The 19,863-nt window shown below is 51.3% G+C and carries 17 protein-coding genes and 1 tRNA gene; 15 read left to right on the top strand and 3 right to left on the bottom strand.

The genetic code is table 11. The features are described from left to right. The first annotated feature begins 44 nt into the window (after window positions 1-44). The 6 genes from B5D39_RS13410 (at window position 45) to B5D39_RS13385 (ending at window position 5,877) form a co-directional block, all read left to right on the top strand. Entirely contained in the window at window positions 45-503 is a 459-nt protein-coding gene (locus tag B5D39_RS13410) for a HyaD/HybD family hydrogenase maturation endopeptidase (protein WP_078790967.1), read from the top strand. Window positions 504-603: 100 nt separating this feature from the next. After that, on the top strand, window positions 604-1,926 hold the full coding sequence (locus B5D39_RS13405; protein WP_078790966.1) for a DNA recombination protein RmuC: 1,323 nt from the start codon (window positions 604-606) through the stop codon (window positions 1,924-1,926). 12 nt (window positions 1,927-1,938) lie between these two features. Then, window positions 1,939-3,267 (top strand): GGDEF domain-containing protein, encoded by a 1,329-nt coding sequence (locus tag B5D39_RS13400; protein WP_244161416.1) that lies wholly within the window; start codon window positions 1,939-1,941, stop codon window positions 3,265-3,267. Then, a complete protein-coding gene (locus B5D39_RS13395) occupies window positions 3,248-3,772 on the top strand; it encodes an outer membrane protein assembly factor BamD (RefSeq protein WP_139366771.1) in 525 nt (174 codons plus the stop codon). The genes B5D39_RS13400 and B5D39_RS13395 overlap by 20 nt, the downstream gene beginning before the upstream one ends. A gap of 26 nt (window positions 3,773-3,798) precedes the next feature. After that, window positions 3,799-5,364: a murein biosynthesis integral membrane protein MurJ gene (gene murJ / locus B5D39_RS13390; protein ID WP_078790964.1), complete on the top strand. Its 1,566-nt coding sequence runs from the start codon at window positions 3,799-3,801 to the stop codon at window positions 5,362-5,364. A 6-nt stretch (window positions 5,365-5,370) separates the two neighbouring features. After that, window positions 5,371-5,877: a methylated-DNA--[protein]-cysteine S-methyltransferase gene (locus B5D39_RS13385; RefSeq protein WP_078790963.1), complete on the top strand. Its 507-nt coding sequence runs from the start codon at window positions 5,371-5,373 to the stop codon at window positions 5,875-5,877. Window positions 5,878-6,171: 294 nt separating this feature from the next. Here the strand turns inward: B5D39_RS13385 and mazG are convergent, their stop codons facing one another. Beyond that, window positions 6,172-6,963 (bottom strand): nucleoside triphosphate pyrophosphohydrolase, encoded by a 792-nt coding sequence (gene mazG / locus B5D39_RS13380; protein WP_078790962.1) that lies wholly within the window; start codon window positions 6,961-6,963, stop codon window positions 6,172-6,174. A gap of 102 nt (window positions 6,964-7,065) precedes the next feature. Between mazG and B5D39_RS13375 the strand changes: the two genes are divergently transcribed. The 5 genes from B5D39_RS13375 (at window position 7,066) to B5D39_RS13355 (ending at window position 12,211) form a co-directional block, all read left to right on the top strand. Beyond that, window positions 7,066-8,187, top strand: a complete 1,122-nt coding sequence (locus tag B5D39_RS13375) for a GAF and HD-GYP domain-containing protein (RefSeq protein ID WP_078790961.1) — start codon at window positions 7,066-7,068, stop codon at window positions 8,185-8,187. A 109-nt stretch (window positions 8,188-8,296) separates the two neighbouring features. Continuing rightward, window positions 8,297-8,373 (top strand) — tRNA-Pro (locus tag B5D39_RS13370). Between the two features lie 109 nt (window positions 8,374-8,482). Further along, window positions 8,483-9,424 carry an AAA family ATPase gene (locus B5D39_RS13365; RefSeq protein ID WP_078791001.1) on the top strand — a complete coding sequence of 314 codons (942 nt, stop codon included), beginning with the start codon at window positions 8,483-8,485 and terminating at the stop codon, window positions 9,422-9,424. A gap of 101 nt (window positions 9,425-9,525) precedes the next feature. Next, the gene (locus B5D39_RS13360) at window positions 9,526-10,287 is read left to right on the top strand and encodes a DUF58 domain-containing protein (protein ID WP_078790960.1); all 762 of its coding nucleotides are present in this window, start codon (window positions 9,526-9,528) and stop codon (window positions 10,285-10,287) included. After that, window positions 10,274-12,211, top strand: coding sequence for a transglutaminase TgpA family protein (locus B5D39_RS13355; protein ID WP_078790959.1), 1,938 nt, complete (start codon window positions 10,274-10,276; stop codon window positions 12,209-12,211). Before B5D39_RS13360 ends, B5D39_RS13355 begins: the two co-directional genes overlap by 14 nt. Window positions 12,212-12,217: 6 nt before the next feature. Here the strand turns inward: B5D39_RS13355 and malQ are convergent, their stop codons facing one another. After that, the gene (gene malQ / locus B5D39_RS13350; protein WP_078790958.1) at window positions 12,218-13,699 is read right to left on the bottom strand and encodes a 4-alpha-glucanotransferase; all 1,482 of its coding nucleotides are present in this window, start codon (window positions 13,697-13,699) and stop codon (window positions 12,218-12,220) included. Window positions 13,700-13,785: 86 nt separating this feature from the next. Here malQ and B5D39_RS13345 point away from each other — a divergent pair, with 86 nt between their 5' ends. The 4 genes from B5D39_RS13345 to B5D39_RS13330 all read left to right on the top strand — a co-directional run bounded on the left by B5D39_RS13345 (window position 13,786) and on the right by B5D39_RS13330 (window position 19,446). Then, on the top strand, window positions 13,786-16,029 hold the full coding sequence (locus B5D39_RS13345; protein WP_078790957.1) for a HEAT repeat domain-containing protein: 2,244 nt from the start codon (window positions 13,786-13,788) through the stop codon (window positions 16,027-16,029). Beyond that, on the top strand, window positions 16,026-17,213 hold the full coding sequence (locus tag B5D39_RS13340; protein WP_078790956.1) for an HD-GYP domain-containing protein: 1,188 nt from the start codon (window positions 16,026-16,028) through the stop codon (window positions 17,211-17,213). Before B5D39_RS13345 ends, B5D39_RS13340 begins: the two co-directional genes overlap by 4 nt. A gap of 96 nt (window positions 17,214-17,309) precedes the next feature. Continuing rightward, window positions 17,310-18,884 carry a citramalate synthase gene (gene cimA, locus B5D39_RS13335; protein WP_078790955.1) on the top strand — a complete coding sequence of 525 codons (1,575 nt, stop codon included), beginning with the start codon at window positions 17,310-17,312 and terminating at the stop codon, window positions 18,882-18,884. 22 nt (window positions 18,885-18,906) lie between these two features. After that, window positions 18,907-19,446, top strand: a complete 540-nt coding sequence (locus B5D39_RS13330; protein ID WP_161947509.1) for a ComEA family DNA-binding protein — start codon at window positions 18,907-18,909, stop codon at window positions 19,444-19,446. Window positions 19,447-19,631: 185 nt separating this feature from the next. On the opposite strand, the gene B5D39_RS13325 is transcribed toward B5D39_RS13330, so the two are convergent. Beyond that, a partial coding sequence (locus B5D39_RS13325) for a transposase (protein WP_139366770.1) occupies window positions 19,632-19,863 on the bottom strand: 232 nt, incomplete at its 5' end.

The following is a 19,863-nucleotide window of genomic DNA, read 5'->3' as shown; positions in this document are numbered from 1 at the left end:
GGAACGGGGTGGGCAACCACCCCGTTTTCTTTGAAAGGTAGCCCATGACAACAACATTAGTACTGGGACTTGGCAATACCATCATGTCGGATGATGGTATCGGCCCCAAGGTGATTGAGCAGTTGCAGCAGGGTGACTGTCTGCCGGATGGTGTAACATTACTGGATGGCGGTACCCTGGGGCTGGATCTGTTGCCATTTTTGGAAGGGATACAGCGTCTGATTATTGTTGATGCGGTTAATATTGGCAAATCTGCTGGAACCTGTGTGCGTCTGGCAGGTGATGATGTTCCCATGGCCCTTGAGACCAAGTTGTCACCCCATCAGATGGGGATGAAGGATCTGCTTGCGGTGGCTCGCCTGATGGGGCAGTTGCCGGAAGAGATTGTGCTGATCGGCGTACAGCCCGCATGCCTTGAAATGGATACCGAGCTGACCCCGCTGGTTGCCGGGGCCATACCAACCTTGCTTGCCATGGTCCAGGCCGAATTAGCTGGCAACTGAGACAGTTCCTGTCAGAACTATACTGGTTTCCGCTTGTTACCCATCTGTCTGCTCTGGTATAACCTTATGACTATCAAAGAACCATAAGGAACCAGCTGCCATGCCTGAACTGTTGTTACCTGCCCTGATTGTTTTACTCCTGGTTATCACCATTATTCTGTTGATCAAGGTCTCCCGGCTGGGGGGGCAAAGCCTTGAACCACGTCTTGCCTCCCTTGAGCGGATGCTTGAACGCAATGAGCGTACCTTGCGTGAAGAGCTGGCCAGGGGACGGGAAGAGGCCCAGACTCTGGGGCGGCAGGGACGGGAGGAAAGTATTGGTGCAGTGCAGACCCTGGGGGACGGCCTTTTGAAGCGGATGAGCGAGCTGGCCGGCCTGCAGAAGGGTCAGCTGGATATCTTTGCTGATCAGCTAAAGAATCTGACCGATACCAATGACAGCCGGATGGAAAAGCTGCGGGAAACCCTGCAGAACAGGCTGCAGGCCATTCAAGAGGATAACGCCAAGCAGCTGGAACAGATGCGGGTTACGGTTGATGAAAAGCTGCATGATACCCTTGAAAAAAGGTTGGGTGAATCGTTTAAACTGGTCAGTGATCGCCTTGAGCAGGTTCAAAAAGGATTGGGTGAGATGCAGACCCTGGCCAACGGGGTAGGGGATCTGAAGCGGGTGCTGACCAATGTCAAGACCCGTGGCACCTTTGGTGAGGTACAGCTGGGGGCTTTGTTGGAACAGGTGCTGGCTCCGGGCCAATACGCTGCCAATGTGGAGACCCGCAAAGGCAGTGGCCAACGGGTTGAATTTGCCCTGCGCCTGCCAGGTCGTGATGGCACTGAGGGGAGTATTGTCCACCTGCCCTTGGATGCCAAATTTCCTCAGGAAGATTACCTGCGGCTGGTTGAGGCCCAGGAACGGGCTGATGTTGTTGCTGCAGAAGAGGCGGGCAAACTGCTGGAGCGAGCTATCCGTCTGGCTGCAACAGACATCCGTGACAAATACCTTGATCCGCCCCAGACCACTGATTTCGGGATCATGTTTCTGCCCACGGAAGGGCTGTATGCCGAGGTACTGCGTCGTCCAGCACTTGCTGATGCACTGCAGCGCGATTTAAAGGTACTGGTGGCTGGCCCCACCACCCTGGCAGCCCTGCTCAACTCTCTGCAGATGGGGTTCCGTACCCTGGCCATTGAAAAACGTTCTGCCGAGGTCTGGAACCTGCTGGGTGCAGTACGGACAGAATTTGGCAAGTTTGGCGAGATGCTGGACAAGACCAGCAAAAAGCTGCAGGAGGCGGGCAACCATATCGAGGCAGCTGCTACCCGTACCCGCCAGATGGAGCGTAAGTTGAAGAATGTGCAGGCGTTGCCAAGTAGTGAGGCGCAGTCGTTATTGGGTGTTGATGCTGTGCTTGATGAAAGCTAAAGGAGCTACAACATGATGCTGTCCTTTCGCTTCCGTTTGACCTTGGTTCAAAAAATGATTTTGAGTTTTGCTGTCAGTGGTGTTTGTCTGACAGCTGCTCTTGTCTATGCCTTGGCAGGTCTTGATGCCATGCATCGCGTGGAGGAGGAATTTGCCCGTAAAGATCTGAAAGCGGTCACTATGACCATAGGATTGCGTGATGCAATTCTGGCCCAGGAACGCGCACTGGGCAAATATCTGATTCTCAATGAACAGGTTTTCAGGGATGTCTTTGATAGGAATGTCCAGCAGTTCAATAGTACGTTGTTTTCATTTAAACAGATTTATCAGGGAAACAAGCTGAGGGAGCTGGAGAGCTCCTACCGGGCCTATCATCAGGCCAGCCAGAAAATCTTTGCAGGTAATTCTGCGGTTGTCCCTGCGATGAAACAATCGGCAGAGCGTATTGAGAAAATCATTGCCGAGATCCGGGACGAGCAACAGGAAAGCCTGGTGTACAAGCTTAAAACAACTGATGAACAGGAAACCAAGACCGTCAGCCGTTCGATTTTTCTCGCATCATTCGGTGTGGTACTTTCATCGCTGATTGCTGTCTTGCTGATTTACTCCTTTGCACGATCAATCGGCAAGCTGCAGAAGGCTACCCATCGCATTGCTGAAGGAGAGTTTGATTACGACCCGGAGATCCCGCCGGGGGATGAAATCGGTACGCTAGCCAAGGATTTCAGTCGTATGGCACTGCGGTTGAAGGAACTGGAACAGATCAGCCTGGATGCCAGCCCATTGACCCGCTTGCCGGGTAATATTGCCATTGAACGGGCCATACATCAGCGCCTGGCTGGTACGACACCTTTTGCAGTCTGCTATCTGGATCTGGATAATTTCAAATCGTACAATGACCGCTATGGGTATATCAAGGCCAGTGATCTGATCAGAGAAGCGGGCAGGGTGATCTACGATGCCGTGCATGGACTGCAAGAGCCCCAGGCATTTGTGGGACATATCGGCGGCGATGATTTTGTGGTCATCATCTCTGACGGCAAGGCTGATGCTGCGTGCCAAGCCATCATTCATGCCATTGATGCACTGATACCTGATTTTTATTCGGCAGAAGACCGGCTTAAGGGTGCCATTGAAGGGATTGATCGCTACGGCGTGCAGCGGGTCTTTCCCTTGATTTCTATTTCAATCTCTGCGCTGGTCTGCACTCCCGGCAGTTGTGGCAGTGCTGCCGAGATTGCTACAGCTGCTGCCCAACTGAAGGATCAGGTCAAAAAGGAGACGGGCAGTAACTACTGCATTGTCAGAAGGGGAGCAGGTGATGAGACTGTTCTTGAATAGGTGGTTGCTGGCACTCTGTGTCTTGCAGCTTTGTAGTGGTTGTATGCTGTTTAACCGTCACCATAGCGATGCGGACGCCCCTGTGCCCTCCCTTGAGCGGCAGTTTGCCACTGCCCTGCAGTTTCTGCGTCAGGGTAATGAACAGGGGGCGCGGGAGCTGTTGGAACAGGTCGTTGTGGCTCCCGGCCTTGCGGGGGTGACGGATGATGCGCTTTTCAGGCTTGCCTTGCTGAAGTTGCGTGACGGGGGTGAAAAGGGGGGGCAGGAGGGCTACAGTCTGTTGGCCAGGTTGGCAAAAGAATATCCTGACAGCATCTGGACCCACCAGTCAGCAGCATTAACCCGTTATCTTTCGTCAACCCAAAAACTATTTGAGAAACAGCGTGAAACCAGGACAGTGCGGGAGCTTAATCTTTATCTCAGCCGGGAAAACAAGGAACTCCGTTTGAATATTGAAAAGTTAAAAAAACTTGACCTTGAGCTGGATCTGAAGAACAGGCGTTAAGTTGTTTTTGAGAGGAATAACACGATATGTCTGAAAAGAAAGGCATCCTCAAGGCTGCCGGTGTATTGGGCAGTGCTACCATATTGTCCCGCATTATGGGGATGGTGCGGGATATGGTGGTGGCACGGCTGTTTGGCGCAGGTATGGCAACCGACGCCTTTTTTGCTGCCTATCAGATCCCCAATATGCTGCGGAGATTTTTTGCTGAGGGTGCGTTGACTGCTGCCTTTGTGCCGACTTTTTCCGAGACATTGGTGCAGGAGGGGGAGGAGAGGGCACGGGAACTGGCAAATCTCTGCTTCACCCTGCTGACCATCGTGGTTTCATTGATTACGCTGTTGGGAATCCTGTTTTCTCCTTTGATTATCAAGCTGATGTTTCCTGGTTTTATGGCGGTACCGGGCAAGTTTGAGCTGACCGTGCTCTTGAACCGGGTCATGTTTCCCTACCTTTTCTTTATCTCGCTGGTGGCGCTCTGTATGGGGATTCTTAATACGGTGCGCCATTTTTTTACCCCGGCCATTTCCACTGTATTCCTGAATATCGCCATGATTTTGGCAGCCTTGCTGCTGCGTCCCTTTTTCCAGTACCCGATTACCGCCCTGGCAGTGGGGGTGTTGATCGGCGGACTGATCCAGTTGCTGTTGCAACTGCCGGTGCTCTGGAGCAAAGGGTTTCCAATCCGCCCACAATTTGAATTTAACGACCCAAAAGTCAGGAAGATAGCCCTGCTGATGGTACCTGCTACCTTAGGGGTTGGGGTCTATTATCTTAATATTACAGTTGGAAATATCTTGGCATCCCTGTTGCCGCAGGGATCTGTCTCCTACCTGTACTATGCCCAGCGCCTGTTTGAATTTCCCCAGGGGGTCTTCACCGTATCGGTTGCCCAAGCGGTTTTGCCTGCCATGAGCCGTCAGGCAGCCGAGGGTAATCTTGAGGCAATGAAGGATTCTCTCAATTACGGGGTGCGGCTGACCCTGTTTGTGACCATCCCGGCCCTGGTTGGGCTTATGGTCTGTGCAGAACCGCTCATGACCCTGTTGTTCATGGGAGGAAAATTTGACTACACCATGGCGCAACAATCGGCGCGGGCGTTGGTCTATTACTCGGTTGGACTTTCCTGTGTCGCTCTGGTGCGGGTACTGGCTCCTGCTTTCTATGCCCTGAAAGATACCAAAACGCCAGTTATTACCGCCTTTATCTCTTTTGTGTTGAATCTTGGTTTCAGTCTCTGGCTGATGGGGCCGCTTAAGCATGGTGGTCTGGCCCTGGCTTCCTCTTTGTCTGCTTTGGGTAATATGCTGCTTCTGTTCTGGCTGCTGCGTCGCAAGACCGGCTTGCTGGGAGGTAGAAGGATGCTGCGTACTGCCCTGTCAGCAACCGCCGCCTCACTGCCAATGGGACTGGTTGCCTGGTGGATGGCAGGTCTCATAAACTGGTCCCTACCTGGCCAGAAGCTGCTTAAAGCGGCTGGATTAAGCGGTGTGGTGCTGTCTGCATTGCTGACATACGGTCTATTCAGCCGGCTGTTTCGTTCAGAAGAGGCCAGCGAATTTCTGGGGTTGGTGAAAAAAAAGCTGCGGAGGTAGCTTGTCATGCCTGTCTGCTGTGTTGTGCGCTATGTTACAAATCTGGGACCTGGTGCAGTGGCTGTAACTGAACGGGGCGTTTGCCGTGTCTGGTTGCCGGGTGATGATCTGTCTGACATTGACAAGATAGCCTCCGGTGAGTCTGAACTTGCCAGAAAGGCGGCTAATCAGTTGGAGCAGTACTTTCAGGGCTGTTTGCAACAGTTTGATCTGCCTGTTGATATTTCACTGCTTACGTCATTTAGACAGCAAGTGCTGCAATTGACCATGCAGATTCCCTACGGCAGTTATACCACCTATGGAGAGCTTGCAAAAAAGGCAGGATCACCCAAAGCAGCCCGCGCAGTTGGTGGTGCCTTGGGTGCCAATCCAATACCGATCATTATTCCCTGCCATCGGGTGTTGGCATCAAATGGAGCCTTGACCGGATTCAGCGGGGCAGGTGGAATTTTGATGAAAGAAAACTTATTAACTCTGGAAGGTGCTGATTTTAGGGCATTCAAAAAAGTCTGATTTTTGACAGTTATAAACAGCAATTTTTTAGAAAAAAATGTTTTATTTCTCTTGACACCAAAAAACGTTGAGATATCGACAGTCTGACTCGCAAAATAAGTTAAGTTATTGAAAATACATTGTAAACATAATGATCAAAAAATAGGCATTTGGCAAAAATCGCTTGTAAGAATATTACTTTTATGTGTCATCAACAGCACTATCCACAGTTTATCCACAGATTGTGTTGATAAGGATTCGGATAAGGATTCAAGCTGCTGAAATCCTTCCATACGGTCGGTTATCACCAGTAGTTTACTGTGCATTCTCCCTTGTTTTTGCCTCAATCCATAACGCTTCCATCTCATCCAGGCTTGCATCCTGAAGGTGCCGTCCGGTGGCATGCAGGCGATCTTCAATATGGCTGAACCGGTTCTGGAAGCGTGCAATGGTCTTGCGAAGCGCTTCTTCCGGGTCCAGCGAAAGGAAGCGTCCCAGGTTGACAATGGCAAACAACAGGTCGCCAAGCTCGGCTTCCATACGGTCCTGACGTCCCTGTTCCATGGCCTCTTCAAATTCGTGCAGTTCTTCAATGACCTTGGCCATCACCTGATCCACATGTTCCCAGTCAAAACCAACCCTGGATGCCTTTTCAGATATTTTATGGGCCTTCATAAGCGCTGGCAGATGCGGGGGGATACCGGACAGGGCTGAGCGGCGCTCATCACCTTTTTCCTCTTTTTTGATCTTTTCCCAGTTTGCGATCTGGGCTTCACTGTCTTTAATCTCCTGATCACCAAAGACGTGTGGGTGTCGCCGGATCAGCTTGTCAGCCAGGGTTGCCAATACGTCGTCCATGGTAAAGGCACCACGCTCTTCTGCAATGGCAGCATGGAAGACCGGTTGCAGCAACAGGTCTCCCAGTTCTTCCTTCAACAGCTCATCAGACCCGTTGTCAATCGCCTCCAATACCTCATAGGATTCCTCCAGCAGGTAGCGCTTCAGGCTTTCATGGGTTTGTTCCGCATCCCACGGACATCCGCCCGGGGCGCGTAGGCGCCGCATAATGGTCATGATCTGCTGGAAATGCTCTGAGTCTGTAGTCATTTGTATAAGCTCCTGTTCCCTGTTCTCAGCTTGACAGGTTGGGTGATAATGGTAGAAATGAATACGTACACTATCATGGTTGATTTTAAAAGGTACAGGTCCATGGCTCCAATCAGTCAAAAACCAGAATCATTAACCGTTACCTCCCTGCGCTCGCTCATGGAGCTTGCTTCTTTGGTTAACTCCTCACTTGACCCTGCTGAAGTTCGGCGTCTGGCTGTTGAGGCGGTACCGCGCTGTGTGGGTGCTGATGCTGCAAGTTTACTGTTGTTGGATGGTGAAACCGGTGAACTGTATTTTGAGGCAGCAAGCGGTGTGAAGGGGCAGTGTCTGAAAGAGGTCCGGTTAAGGCCAGGGGAGGGGATTGCCGGTTGGGTTGCCCGTAAAGGCGGTGCGGTGATTGTGGATGATGTGAAGTCGGATCATCGTTTTGCAGCAGATGTTGATCGTTTTACCGGCTATGAAACCAGAAATATGATTGTGGCACCGGTGGCAACCAAGGAAAAAGTGTGGGGCGTGCTACAGGTCTTAAATAAGCTGACCGGTGAATTTACTGATGATGATCTTGAGCTGGTGCAGGCGCTGGCTGATCAGGTGGCCATTGCCATTGAAAATGCCTCCATGTATCAGGAAATGCGCCTGACGTTGCTGGGGGTTACCACCGCCCTGGCAGAGGCGTTGGAACAGCGAGACCCCTACACCGGCGGTCATACCCGGCGGGTACATGAATATTCAGTTCTGATTGCCAGCCATCTTGGCTTGCCACAGGATGAAATCGACACTTTGCGGTTGGCTGCCATTATGCATGACATCGGTAAAATAGGTGTCTCTGATCAGGTCTTGCGTAAACCAGGGCGCTTAAATGAAGAAGAGTTTCGTGAGATGTGTCGCCACCCTGAAGCAGGAGTTGATATTATTGAGCATTTGCCCCAGTTAACACGGGTGGTGCCGGGTGTTTTGTACCACCATGAACAGTACGATGGGAATGGATATCCCCATAAGCGACAAGCAGAGGATATCCCGTTGCACGCCAGAATCATTGCCGTGGCTGATGCCTTTGATGCCATGACCTCAGATCGTCCCTACCGCAAGGCACTTGGTTTTGAGGCTGCTTTTGCTGAGCTTGAGCGCTGTGCTGGACAACAGTTTGACCCGCAGCTGGTTGAGATCTTTAAACAAGCATGGCTTGAAGGAGAGTTGCAATCGCCTGTGATTGATGAGTAGCAACTGATAATAGATTGACGGCTGCTAGGCTCTTGTGCTAGATAGAAAAACTCTTCGCACGCTTTTGAAGAGTCTGGTTGGATGTACATACGAAATCAAACTATGATTTCGGTGCGTAGCGCAGCCTGGTAGCGCACTAGACTGGGGGTCTAGGGGTCGAAGGTTCGAATCCTTTCGCACCGACCATAAAAAACAGGGACTTAGCCAAATTGGTTGAGTCCCTGTTTTTGTTTGAGGTACACTGTAGCACCCTGCTGGTTATACATTGGGATCCGTTCAGAAAATTGAGGTTGCTGTGGATATTTCTCATGCTGTTAAGCCAATTTCTCTGCTGGTTGATACGTTGTGTACCGATCATCTTCAGGGAAAAGACGAGGTGGTTCGTCTGGCGGTGATCGCCATGCTTTCCGGTGGCCATATCCTGATTGAGGATCTGCCTGGCCTGGGAAAGACAACCATTGCCCTCGCCCTTGCCGGGGCCACCGGCCTATCCTTTGGCAGGGTGCAATGTACCAGTGATCTGCTGCCCACTGACATTACCGGGTTGTCGGTATTTAATCGGGGGGATGGGCATTTCAGCTTTATTCCTGGCCCGATTTTTAACAATATTGTGTTGCTGGATGAGATCAACCGGGCTATGCCCCGTACCCAGAGCGCTATGCTGGAGGCGATGGAGGAACGCCGGGTAACGGTTGAAGGCACCACCCATCAGCTGCCTGACCCATTTATGGTCTTTGCCACCCAGAACCCTTCTGACCAGAGCGGCACCTTTCTACTGCCGGAATCGCAGCTTGACCGTTTTCTGATCTGCACTGGCATCGGCTATCCGCCTGAGGCGCTGGAACGTTCGATTATCTCAAGCGGCGGGATCAGGGAACAGATCGCCGGCATTACACCGTTGGTGTCAGTCAACGAGATTCTGGCTGCCCGCCGGGCTGTCTCACAGGAGATCTATCTGTCTGACAAAGTTGTCGGGTATATCCATGCCCTGGTCAAGGCCACCCGTACCCATCCGTTGGTCCAGATCGGGCTTTCCACCAGGGCGGCCATAAGTCTGGCCCAGGCAGCCCGTGCAGCGGCATTTCTGGCAGGTCGCAGCTATGTTGCGCCTGATGATGTAAAAGGGATTGCCAGCGCGGTCTGTGCCCACCGATTGGTGACACGGGCAGGGCAGGCTACTAACAGAGGAGAACTGCTACGGGAGATCATCAGCAGCATACCACTTCCTTTGGTTTAAGGATCAGCAAGGCTGGAGCCCTGTATATTGTCATTACCATCCTGCTTGGCTTTTCTGCGGTAAACACCGGCAATAACCTGCTGTTTCTGGTGGTGGCAGGTATGCTGGGGTTTATGACCGTTACCGGCTATGCTGGTATGACCAATATCAAGGGGATTATTCCGGTGCTGCTGCCTCCTGAAGAGCTGTTTGCCGGAACTCCGGCCCGCTTCAAGGTGCTGCTGTGCAATGAAAAAAAGCATATTCCCTCTTTCCTGTTGCAGCTTGCAGCATCTGACTATGGCACGGTCCTGATCCCGCTGATTGGAGGCGGACAGAACCTGGAAACCACCCTTACTCTCACCTTTCCTGAACGTGGCAGACATCCTGTCGGACAGATCAGGGTCAGTTCTCCTTTTCCGGTAAACTTTTTCACCCGCTACTGGAGTTTCCAGCTTGACACCCCTTGTATCGTCTATCCCCGTCTTGTTCCGATCGCTTCTGCCATGGCGTCTGAGGATTCCCGGCAGTCAGGCACCACAGTTCACCATGGTCGGGGGCAGGATGGTGAGCTGGAACGGATCAGGGAGTATTCCGGTGCAGAACCGTTACGCTCGATTCACTGGAAGTTATCAGCCCGTGGCGATGATCTGCTGGTTAAAGAGTTCGGCAATCAATCAGTACCTCCTCTGGTGATCAGGTTTGACCGTCTTCCTGGAACAGGGGTTGAGGAAAAGCTGTCATATGCTGCCTGGCTTATCAAACATCGGGTCATGGAGCAGCCGGTGGGGCTGGATCTTGATGGACAGATCATACAGCCTGCCACTGGCCGTCAGCATGGCACCCGTCTACTGACAGAATTGGCTCTGTATGGTCAGCAGTAGCCGTCTCGCCGCAATCCTCTGCTTTCTGATCGCCCTTGCCGGGGGTATCCCGATCTTTGCCTGGCTTGAGACCTTTCCACGCCTGGTGTTTGCTGCAGGGCTGATAATCGGTATTCTGCAAGAGTTTAAGGGGCGTTGGCACCTTAAAAACTGGCAGTTTAACCTGACCCTTGTACCGGTTTTTATCTGGTATGCCCTGCAGTACAGCAACCGCAACCCGATTCAGCCGGTGGTGAGTGTGCTGGTGATCATGCTTGCTGCGAGGCTGTGTGGTGAGAAAAGCATCCGGAATCTGATGCAGATCAACCTGCTGGCACTTTTCTGTCTTGCCTCCAGATCACTTTTTGAGCTGAATCCGCTATTTCTGGTCTGGCTGGCCCTGTTACTTTTGCTTGTGCCTGTTTCTCTGGTGGTGTTGACCTTTCATGCCCAGGACAGTGCCATGAGCTTCACCCGCAAGGAAGTGAATAGGGTAGTTTTGACGGCGCTGTTGATAACCCTGCTGACTGTGCCTACCATGGCCCTGCTGTTTCCGATCCTGCCAAGAACCGCCTTTCCGCTCTGGACATTCCTCAATCCCACTGTTGCCGGTTCTACCGGTATGAGTGACAAAGTTGAGCCAGGAACGGTCTCCAGCGTAGCAGAAGCACGGGTTCTGGTTTTCAGGGCAGAGATGGCGCAACAGTTAACACCTCCCTACTGGCGTGGAACGGTTTTTAATACAATCCATGGTAGCAGATGGACCCGTACTGCTACGGTGCCCAGTGAAACCAGTGTTCCTGCTGGAAGGCCGGTTATTCAGACGATCTATCCTGAACCATCGTCATCCAAAATCCTGATCGGTTTTGATGCACCAGCAGAGATACGCCTGCCGTTTGTGCGGATGTCGCCGGATCTGGTTTTTGACTATCAACGGGGCCTTGGCAGACGGATGGGGTATGTTGTCAGGTCAGGCGCTGATGGCTTGTTGCGTACTTCAAAAGCGATCAACCGGAATTTTTATCTGAAGGTGCCAGAAGGGACCTCACCATTGATCCGTCAACTGGCTGAGGGGATTAAAAGGACAGGAGCTACTGATCAAAAGCGGCTTGAGCTGGTTGAACAGCATTTTCTGAATGGCGGCTATCGCTACAGTCGGATAGGGCTTCCCACAGGCAGGGATGCGATCCATCAGTTTTTGTTTGTTTCAAAACAGGGGCATTGCGAGTTTTTTGCCTCATCATTTGCCCTTTTGCTGCGTGCCTCAGGTGTTCCAGCGCGGCTTGTTGGCGGCTATCTTGGCGGCGAATATAACGAGGTGGGTGGCTATTACCTGGTCAGTCAGGATATGGCCCATGTCTGGGTTGAGGCATACATTGCAGGCAAAGGCTGGGTCCGGACTGATCCAAGCCGCTTTGCAACAAATGCCGGTGCTGTCTGGAACACAGATCAGAAACGAAGCCTGGCTGCACGATTGAGGTTGCTGGTTGATGCCCTTGATTACCGCTGGAACCGCAGCATTGTGACCTATGATTTTGAAAGTCAGGTCAGCCAGCTGCGCAGTGCAGGCAACAAGTTGCAGGCTCTGGAGCAGATGATCAAGGCGCGCTGGAAAGGATTGTTGATTGTTTTTTCTGGCGTAATTGTGCTGTTGGTCTTGTTTAAACTGCGTCTGCAGCGGTTCCGCCATAATCAGGAATATCGGCTGCTCAAACGTTTCAGGCAGGTGCTGAAAACAAAATACGGGCCAGGACTTGCAACTGAGAACAAAGGTCTGTTTGAGTTGGCAGCAGCAACCAATGATGAACAGGTGAAGCAGTTTGTTGCCATCTATGCTGCCGCCATCTATCAGGATAAACCGCTTGGCCAGGATGAGATCAGGCAGTTGCGCAAGCTGCTGGATGAGTTGTCTGCGTCAGATGACACTGCTGTTATCAGCCGTTAGTTCCTGCTAATTCCGACCGTAGAGTTTGACTACCCCTGCATACTGATCAGCCAATTTGGGTGTTAACTGCTCTGTTTGATAACGCCAGCTCCAGTTGCCCAGTGCAACTCCTGGCTGGTTCATGCGTGCCTCAGTCGGCAGCTCCAACAGGTCCTGCAATGGTATGATGGCTGTTTGCGCCACTGACATCAGCGCGGTTCTGATCAGGTCCTGGACCGGTTCTGTACCGGGCAGTCCAAGATAATCGTACATGCGATTAATGGTCTTGGCAGGCAGTGCATTAAACCAGCCCTTGGTGGTGTCATTGTCATGTGTGCCGGTGTAGACCACGCTGTTTGGCAGGTGATGGTGGGGCAGGTACGGGTTGGCAGCATCTGAATCAAAGGCAAACTGCAGAATCTTCATGCCGGGCAGGTTATAACGGTCCCGAAGTGCCTCAACCTCTGGTGTGATAACCCCCAGGTCTTCAGCAATAAATGACAGCGTGCCAAGCGATGCCTTTACTGCATCAAAAAAAACGGCTCCCGGACCAGGCACCCACCTGCCGTGGGCAGCAGTTTTGGCGGTTGCCGGTACATGCCAGGCAGCCTCAAAACCACGGAAATGGTCGATCCGCACCTGATCAAACAGATCAAACATCTGACGGAAGCGGGCGATCCACCAGACATAGCCCTGCTGAGCCATTGCCTCCCAATCATAGAGTGGATTACCCCATAACTGGCCGGTTGCACTGAAATAATCCGGTGGAACACCGGCAACAACGGTTGGCTTGCCCTTGTCATCCAAAAGAAACAGGTCCTGATTACACCAGACATCCGCTGAATCATGGGCAACAAAGATCGGCAGATCACCGATGATGGCTATGCCCCGTTCTTTTGCAGCACCTCTAACCTGATGCCACTGCCGATAAAACTGCCATTGCAGATATTTTTGTACGCCGATTTCCGGGCCAAGTTTTACTGAAGCCTGCTCAAGAGCCGCAGGTTTACGAAAAGCCAGTTCGTTGGGCCAACGGTGCCAGGGTTTGTTGTGGTAGTGTTGTTTCAGCGCTTTAAACAGGGCATAATCATGCAGCCAGTAGGTAGTATCGCAAAAATGCCAGAACTCCTGCAGACGCGGCGTTTGGCCCTGGTTAAAGAAGTTTTCGGCAGCCTTGTGCAGCAGTGCTTCCTTCCAGGGAGTAACCTGATCAAAATCAACGTGCTCTTGGGGGAAATTGTTCTGGATTGCCTGTGGTAACAGGTCACCTTCATCAACCAGTTGCTGCAGATCAATTAACAGGTGGTTGCCGGCAAAGGCAGAGTAGGCAGAGTAGGGTGAATTTCCTGCTGCTGGCGGTGTCAGAGGCAGAACCTGCCATAAAGAGAATTGTGACTGGGCAAGGAAATCAAGAAATCTGAGTAGCTCAGTGCCAAAAGAGCCTATGCCATCTGTTCCGGGGAGTGATGTTGGATGTAGCAATACGCCTGCTCGTCTTTTGGCTGTCATCATTCACCTCATTAAGACAGATAGTTTCTGCTTGAATTACCTAATTTGTACGCTATAGTCAAACCATTCCAACTGCAGGGAGTTCCGTGCTCGAATCTGTTATTACTGATCTTGCCGCCCCCCTTCTCCGGGCAAAGGCAGTAGCTGCCGTTGCTGGCGATCTCAATATCGCCCGTCGCAACTGGAACGCCTATCCGTCCGGCCACCCTTTAGTTGAATCTTCCATTCAGAAACTTCTCGTATCATTTCAGTCGCTTTGCGGTGATGGTGGTGGTGTCCAGCTCGGTATTACCCGCGAAGGTTTGCTGTTGGGAGACGAGTACGTTGAAAAAAACAACCAGCTTTGCAGAAGTGTGGCTGCTGCTTTTTTTGAACGTGGCGTAGGAGCCTTGCTGGTATCCCATCCGCCAACCCGTGAAGAGCTCTTGGCCTTGCTCAAGCTTCTGGCACTGAAGCGTGAAGAAATCTTTGCGCAGGGAGGAATAGAAAAGCTCTGGCAGGAGGCTGGCATTACAGCGCTGGAAGTGCGCGCCATCCGTTATGACCGGTTTAGTGGCACAGAGGAAGAACAGCTTGGCAACGATAAGGATGATGGTCAGACTCAGGGCTCGCTTTGGGAGCAGTTTGCGCTACTGCTGACCAAGGGAGAGGTGGGGGTTGCAGGTGGTGATACCAGCCCAGAGCAGCTTGCAGCCAGCTTGAATGCCCATTTTGCCCGACGTAGTGGATCGGGAGGGGGGCTTTCCGGCACGACCCTGAAAGCTGTTTCAACACTCATACAGCAGGTTGTTTCAGCTTCAGCCGGCAGTGGTGGGCATGTCGGTAGCATCGGTTCCGGTTCAGGAATCGGTGATGGTGATTCAGGCGTTGCCGGATGGTCTGAGCTGGATGTTGTGCAGGCGTCAGCAATCAAGGCGGATCTGGCAGCCTTTATTGTTGCCCTTGATCCTCTTTTGCGACGTCAGATCCTGCATGGTTTCTGTGAAACATCAGCTGGCGATGAATCAACGGCCGCTGATCTGTTTCGCTATTTGGGATCTGCTGTATTGCAGGAAACCTATGCTTCAGCAGAGGAGTATGCTGAAGCGCCTCAACTGTTGCAGGAGATACTTAGACGTCTGCTGCCCCATATGATTGATACCTATGACAGGACTACCTCTGATGATGAAATGCATAACAGGATGCATACCCTGCTGCAGGAACATCAGCATGAAGTCTATATGCCGGATGAGTACATGCAGGGGCTGCTTGATGTACTAAACTCTGGCAAATTTGAACAACTTGATGCAGGTGATGTTGCCAAACTGCTTGCCAGTTTGAATCCGCAGGCGATTGACAGCCGGGGAAGCGAGATCATCCTGCAGTTGGTGATAGCAGACCCCACCGGCGAAGCAGCTCAGGAACTGATTAAAAATCTGTCGGATCTGTGCGGTCACTTTTTGGAGCTGGGAGATTACGGCCAGGTGTTGAAGATTCTCAGCCAGGCAGCTGATCCTCGCTTGCCGCAACCTCTCCGAATGGTCATGCGTGATGCCTTCTGCCGTCGAGAGTTTCTTGATGAAATTTTAAGTGGTCTTACCATCTGGGGTAAGCCTAAATACGATCAAGTAACGTTGCTCATTCAGGTGCTGGGGCGTGCCTTTATAGAGCCTCTGCTGGATCGGATGGCAGAAGAAGAGAATATGTCGTTGCGCCGGTTTATGATAGATCGAGTTCAGACCTTTGGTGAGGCAGCCCGTCCGTATCTGCTTGCCAGATTATCTGACCAGCGCTGGTACGTTCTGCGCAACATTATTATTATGCTGCGTACTCTTGGCCCTACGCAGGAAGCTGAACAGCTACGGCCTTTTTTGCGGCACGCCAACCCAAAGGTACGTATCGAGGCGTTAAAAACATTATTGCAGGCTAGTGATCCGATTGCCCAGCGTCAGATGTTACGTGATCTTGAATCAACTGATCGGGAAACTCAGCTGATTGCCATCAGCCTGGCTGATCATAACAGTCCACCGGATATGGCTCGCAAGCTGATGGCGCTGGTGGCAAGTGGCGGCTATACAGCCGTGGAATGTGAGCTGAAGGCAGCTGCGGTGCAGGCATTGGGTGAAATCGGCAGACCAGAAATACTACCGGAACTGGTGAAAGTGCTTGCCAGCCGAAGTTTGTTGGCGTTTAAGGCGTTAAACAGGCTTAAGGTCGATATCATCCGTTCCCTTGAACGCTATCCGGCACAGACGGTTTTGCCACTTTTGGAGCGGCTTTCCGATGGCAGCGACGATGTGGCGCGTCAGGCAGCAGAATCGTTACGGGTTGTGCGGAGCAAGGCCGTATGAGCAACGTAAATGCACTGCATGATATCAATGAGTTTATCAGGCATCTGCTTTCAGCAATTGCCGGTGCTGCTCTGTATACAGCCAATCATCCGCAGGTGCATCGATTGGCTCAAGCTGCCCACACGAGTCTTGCCAGCGCTCTTTCAGAACGGCCTGATATTGCATTACTTGAGATTGAGGGTGAGCTGGTTATTGATGGTGAACCGCAGCCATTCTCACTTGTGCTTGATCGCTTTGTCCAGATCATGCACGAACAGGGTATCGGTCATCTGCGTTTTCTGGCCGGGGCTTCAAGGACTGAAGTCGATCAGCTGATTGCACAGCTGGCGCGCCAGTCTGAACGGACAGAGATCGGCTCCAGTGAGCATATCAGACTTGGCAGAGTTGAAATGCCTGGACAGGGACAAACTGGCGCTGAAGGAGCTTCAAATGCCGGTGGTGGTTCTTCTGGAACAGCAGGTGGTGGTACTGGTACTGCTGCACGAACCACCAGTCTTGGCGAGATACCTGCTATAGAGCTGGCACGACTCAGTGATGTTTATGAGGCTATCAAGCGTAAAGAACGTCTGAAACCGAGCGGGATTGCCGAAACGGTGACTGAACTGGTTGAGGCGTTCCGCCGTGAAGGGGATGCGCTGCTGATACTGGCTGCCCTGAGAGAACAGGATGAGTATACCTTTACCCATGCTGCCAATGTCTGCATTTTAACTTTGGCGCAGGCAATGTCTCTGGGAATTTCTGGACAAATGCTTAATGATATTGGTATTGCCGCCATGTTGCATGATATTGGGAAGATGTTTATACCGGAAGAGATCCTTACTAAACCGGAAAAATTGTGTGATGACGAGTTGGAACAGATGAAAGCTCATCCGGTACTCGGGTCACGGTATTTGATGGAAGCTGCCGGTGTACCGCGCCTGGCAGCCATTGTCGCCTTCGAACATCACCTGCGCTATGACCAGTCAGGCTATCCGGTGGTGCCGGTTGGCTGGCAGCAGAATGTGGTCAGTCAAATGACGGCTATTGCGGACTGTTTTGATGCCATGCGTACCCGTAGACCGTATCAGGAACCTCGTTCTCCCGAGCTAATTGCCACTGCACTGTTACAGGGCTCAGGAACAGAATTTAATCCACTGCTGGTCAAAAATATGTTGTTAATCCTCAAGCGCATCAAGAAAATTTAGAGGTTAGAAGAGGCTTGACACTGTGTTGGCTATGGGTTACTGATTTTCTTCTAACATCGTTATAAAGCAGGATTCAATGAAAGGGGAGGCAGACTGATGAGCCTGGTTAAACTGTACGATACAACGCTGCGTGATGGAACGCAGGCTGAGGATATTTCGTTTCTGGTTGAGGATAAAATCCGAATTGCCCATAAATTGGATGAGTTGGGAATTCATTATATTGAAGGTGGCTGGCCTGGCAGTAATCCCAAGGATGTTGCGTTCTTTAAGGATATCAAGAAAGAAAAGCTGCAGCAGGCCAAGATTGCCGCCTTTGGTTCAACCCGCCGCGCAAAGACTACTCCTGACAAAGATCATAACATCAAGACCTTGATTGCAGCTGAGCCGGATGTCATCACTATCTTCGGTAAGACCTGGGACTTCCATGTGCGTGAAGCCTTGCGCATATCACTGGAAGAAAACCTGGAGCTGATCAATGACTCTCTGGTGTTCTTAAAGCAGAACGTGGGAGAGGTGTTTTATGATGCCGAGCATTTCTTTGACGGATACAAGGCCAACCCCGAGTATGCCATCAAGACCCTGCTGGCAGCCCAGGATGCCAAGGTGGACTGCATCATTCTCTGTGATACCAATGGTGGCACCATGCCCTATGAGGTGGCTGAAATCATTGGTGAGCTTAAAAAACAGATCACCATACCGCTGGGGATTCATACCCATAATGATGGTGAGTGTGCTGTTGCAAACACCATTGTTGCGGTTAATCAGGGGATTGTTCAGGTACAGGGGACCATTAACGGCTTTGGCGAGCGTTGTGGTAATGCCAACCTCTGTTCCATTATCCCTGCCATCAAGTTGAAGCTGAAAAAGGATTGTATCAGTGATGACCAACTGCGTCATCTGCGTGAAGTTTCAAACTATATCTTTGAACTGGCTAACCTTTCTCCAGACAAACACCTGGCCTATGTTGGTAAATCTGCCTTTGCCCATAAAGGTGGGGTGCATGTCAGCGCTATCCAGCGCCATCCTGAAACCTATGAGCATATCCGTCCTGAGCTGGTTGGTAACAGCACCCGTGTGCTGGTGTCTGATCTGTCCGGCAAGTCCAATATCCTGGCAAAGGCTGAAGAGTTTCAGATCAATCTCGATAGCAAGGATCCGGTTACCCAGGATATTCTTGAAGAGATCAAAGAGATGGAAAATCGTGGCTTCCAGTTTGAAGGTGCAGAGGCTTCCTTTGAGTTGATGATGAAAAAGGCACTGGGCACCCACAAGAAATTTTTCCAGGTCATGGGGTTCAGGGTGATTGATGAGAAGCGCACTGACGATCAGAAACCAACCTCTGAAGCAACGGTTATGATCAAGGTGGGGGGCACGATCGAGCACACGGCAGCTGAAGGCCATGGCCCGGTTAATGCCCTGGATAACGCGCTGCGCAAGGCCTTGGAAAAGTTTTATCCCAAGCTGAAAGAGGTTAAGCTGCATGATTACAAGGTGCGGGTATTGCCTGCCGGTCAGGGTACTGCTTCGGCTATCCGGGTTCTGATTGAACTGGGTGATAAAACAAGTCGCTGGGGCACGGTCGGGGTGTCTGATAACATTATTGATGCCTCATACCAAGCCTTGATCGATGGTATAGACTTTAAGCTGCACCATGAGGAGTTGGTCCAGTAGCTTGCTGTCTCAGCGGATTGTTATGGTTACTGTCGCATTGGCAGTAACGCTTATTCTGATTGTAAAGGGCCGTCAACCTGCTAAGCCAGCAGGATTGACGGCCCTTTCTGTTCCTCCAGCCTCACGCGGGGTCATTCAAATATCTGGAGATGTTGCCCATCCTGGCGTTTATATGGCTGTCGACACTAATTTGACGAATGGCGTCATATATATGGCTAGTCCTTTGTGCTCTGGAGATCTTGCAAAGCAGTCTGAGCTGTTATCAGCCCCCGTACAGACAGGAAAGACGCTTCACCTTTTTTGTAAAGGCCCTGATAACAGGGCTATAATACAGTATGGCACCATGAAATCCAGTCAGCTCCTGACTCTTGGCCTGCCGCTTGATTTAAATCTGGTAACTGAAGCTGACCTTGAGCTGCTTCCTGGAATAGGACCAACTTTGGCCCGTCGGATTACAGAATTCCGTCAAAAAAATGGCTATTTTGGGAGTGTGAACGAGCTTCTGCAGGTGGAAGGGATAGGCGAAAAAAAGCTTAAACAACTTTCGAGTTATTTTAAATAGCTTAAATGTTTAATAAATTAATTTTGTGTCGATATGAAAAGGACGTATGTACTCCTGTTGGCACGCAAGGTGAATAGATAGCTCTCACTTGACCGCACTTGAACTGTCACCTTTTCATTGAAGGAGGGTATGCCATGAGATGTCCGCGTTGCCAGGGCCGTATGTTTGCAGAAAAATATGGCTCTTCAGCAGAATCTGTGGGTAGCCTCAGGTTCTGGCAGGTTGCCAAGTGTATGATACAAGGCGATTTTCATCACTTCAAAGTTTCTGAAACCGTATGCTTTACGTGACGTCACTTTAGCCTTGTTGTTGAATCCTTCTACGGCCCCCAAGGCAACCTGCCCTTTGGTCCGAAACCAGTTGAGTAACAGCTCCCGATGCGAGCGCAGCATCTTGGCAATCTTCTTCATCGGGATG

Source organism: Trichlorobacter thiogenes (assembly GCF_900167465.1).
GTDB classification, from domain to species: Bacteria; Desulfobacterota; Desulfuromonadia; order Geobacterales; family Pseudopelobacteraceae; genus Trichlorobacter; species Trichlorobacter thiogenes.
Note: the sequence above shows the minus strand (reverse complement) of the source record. Positions and strands in the feature narration are given on the sequence as shown.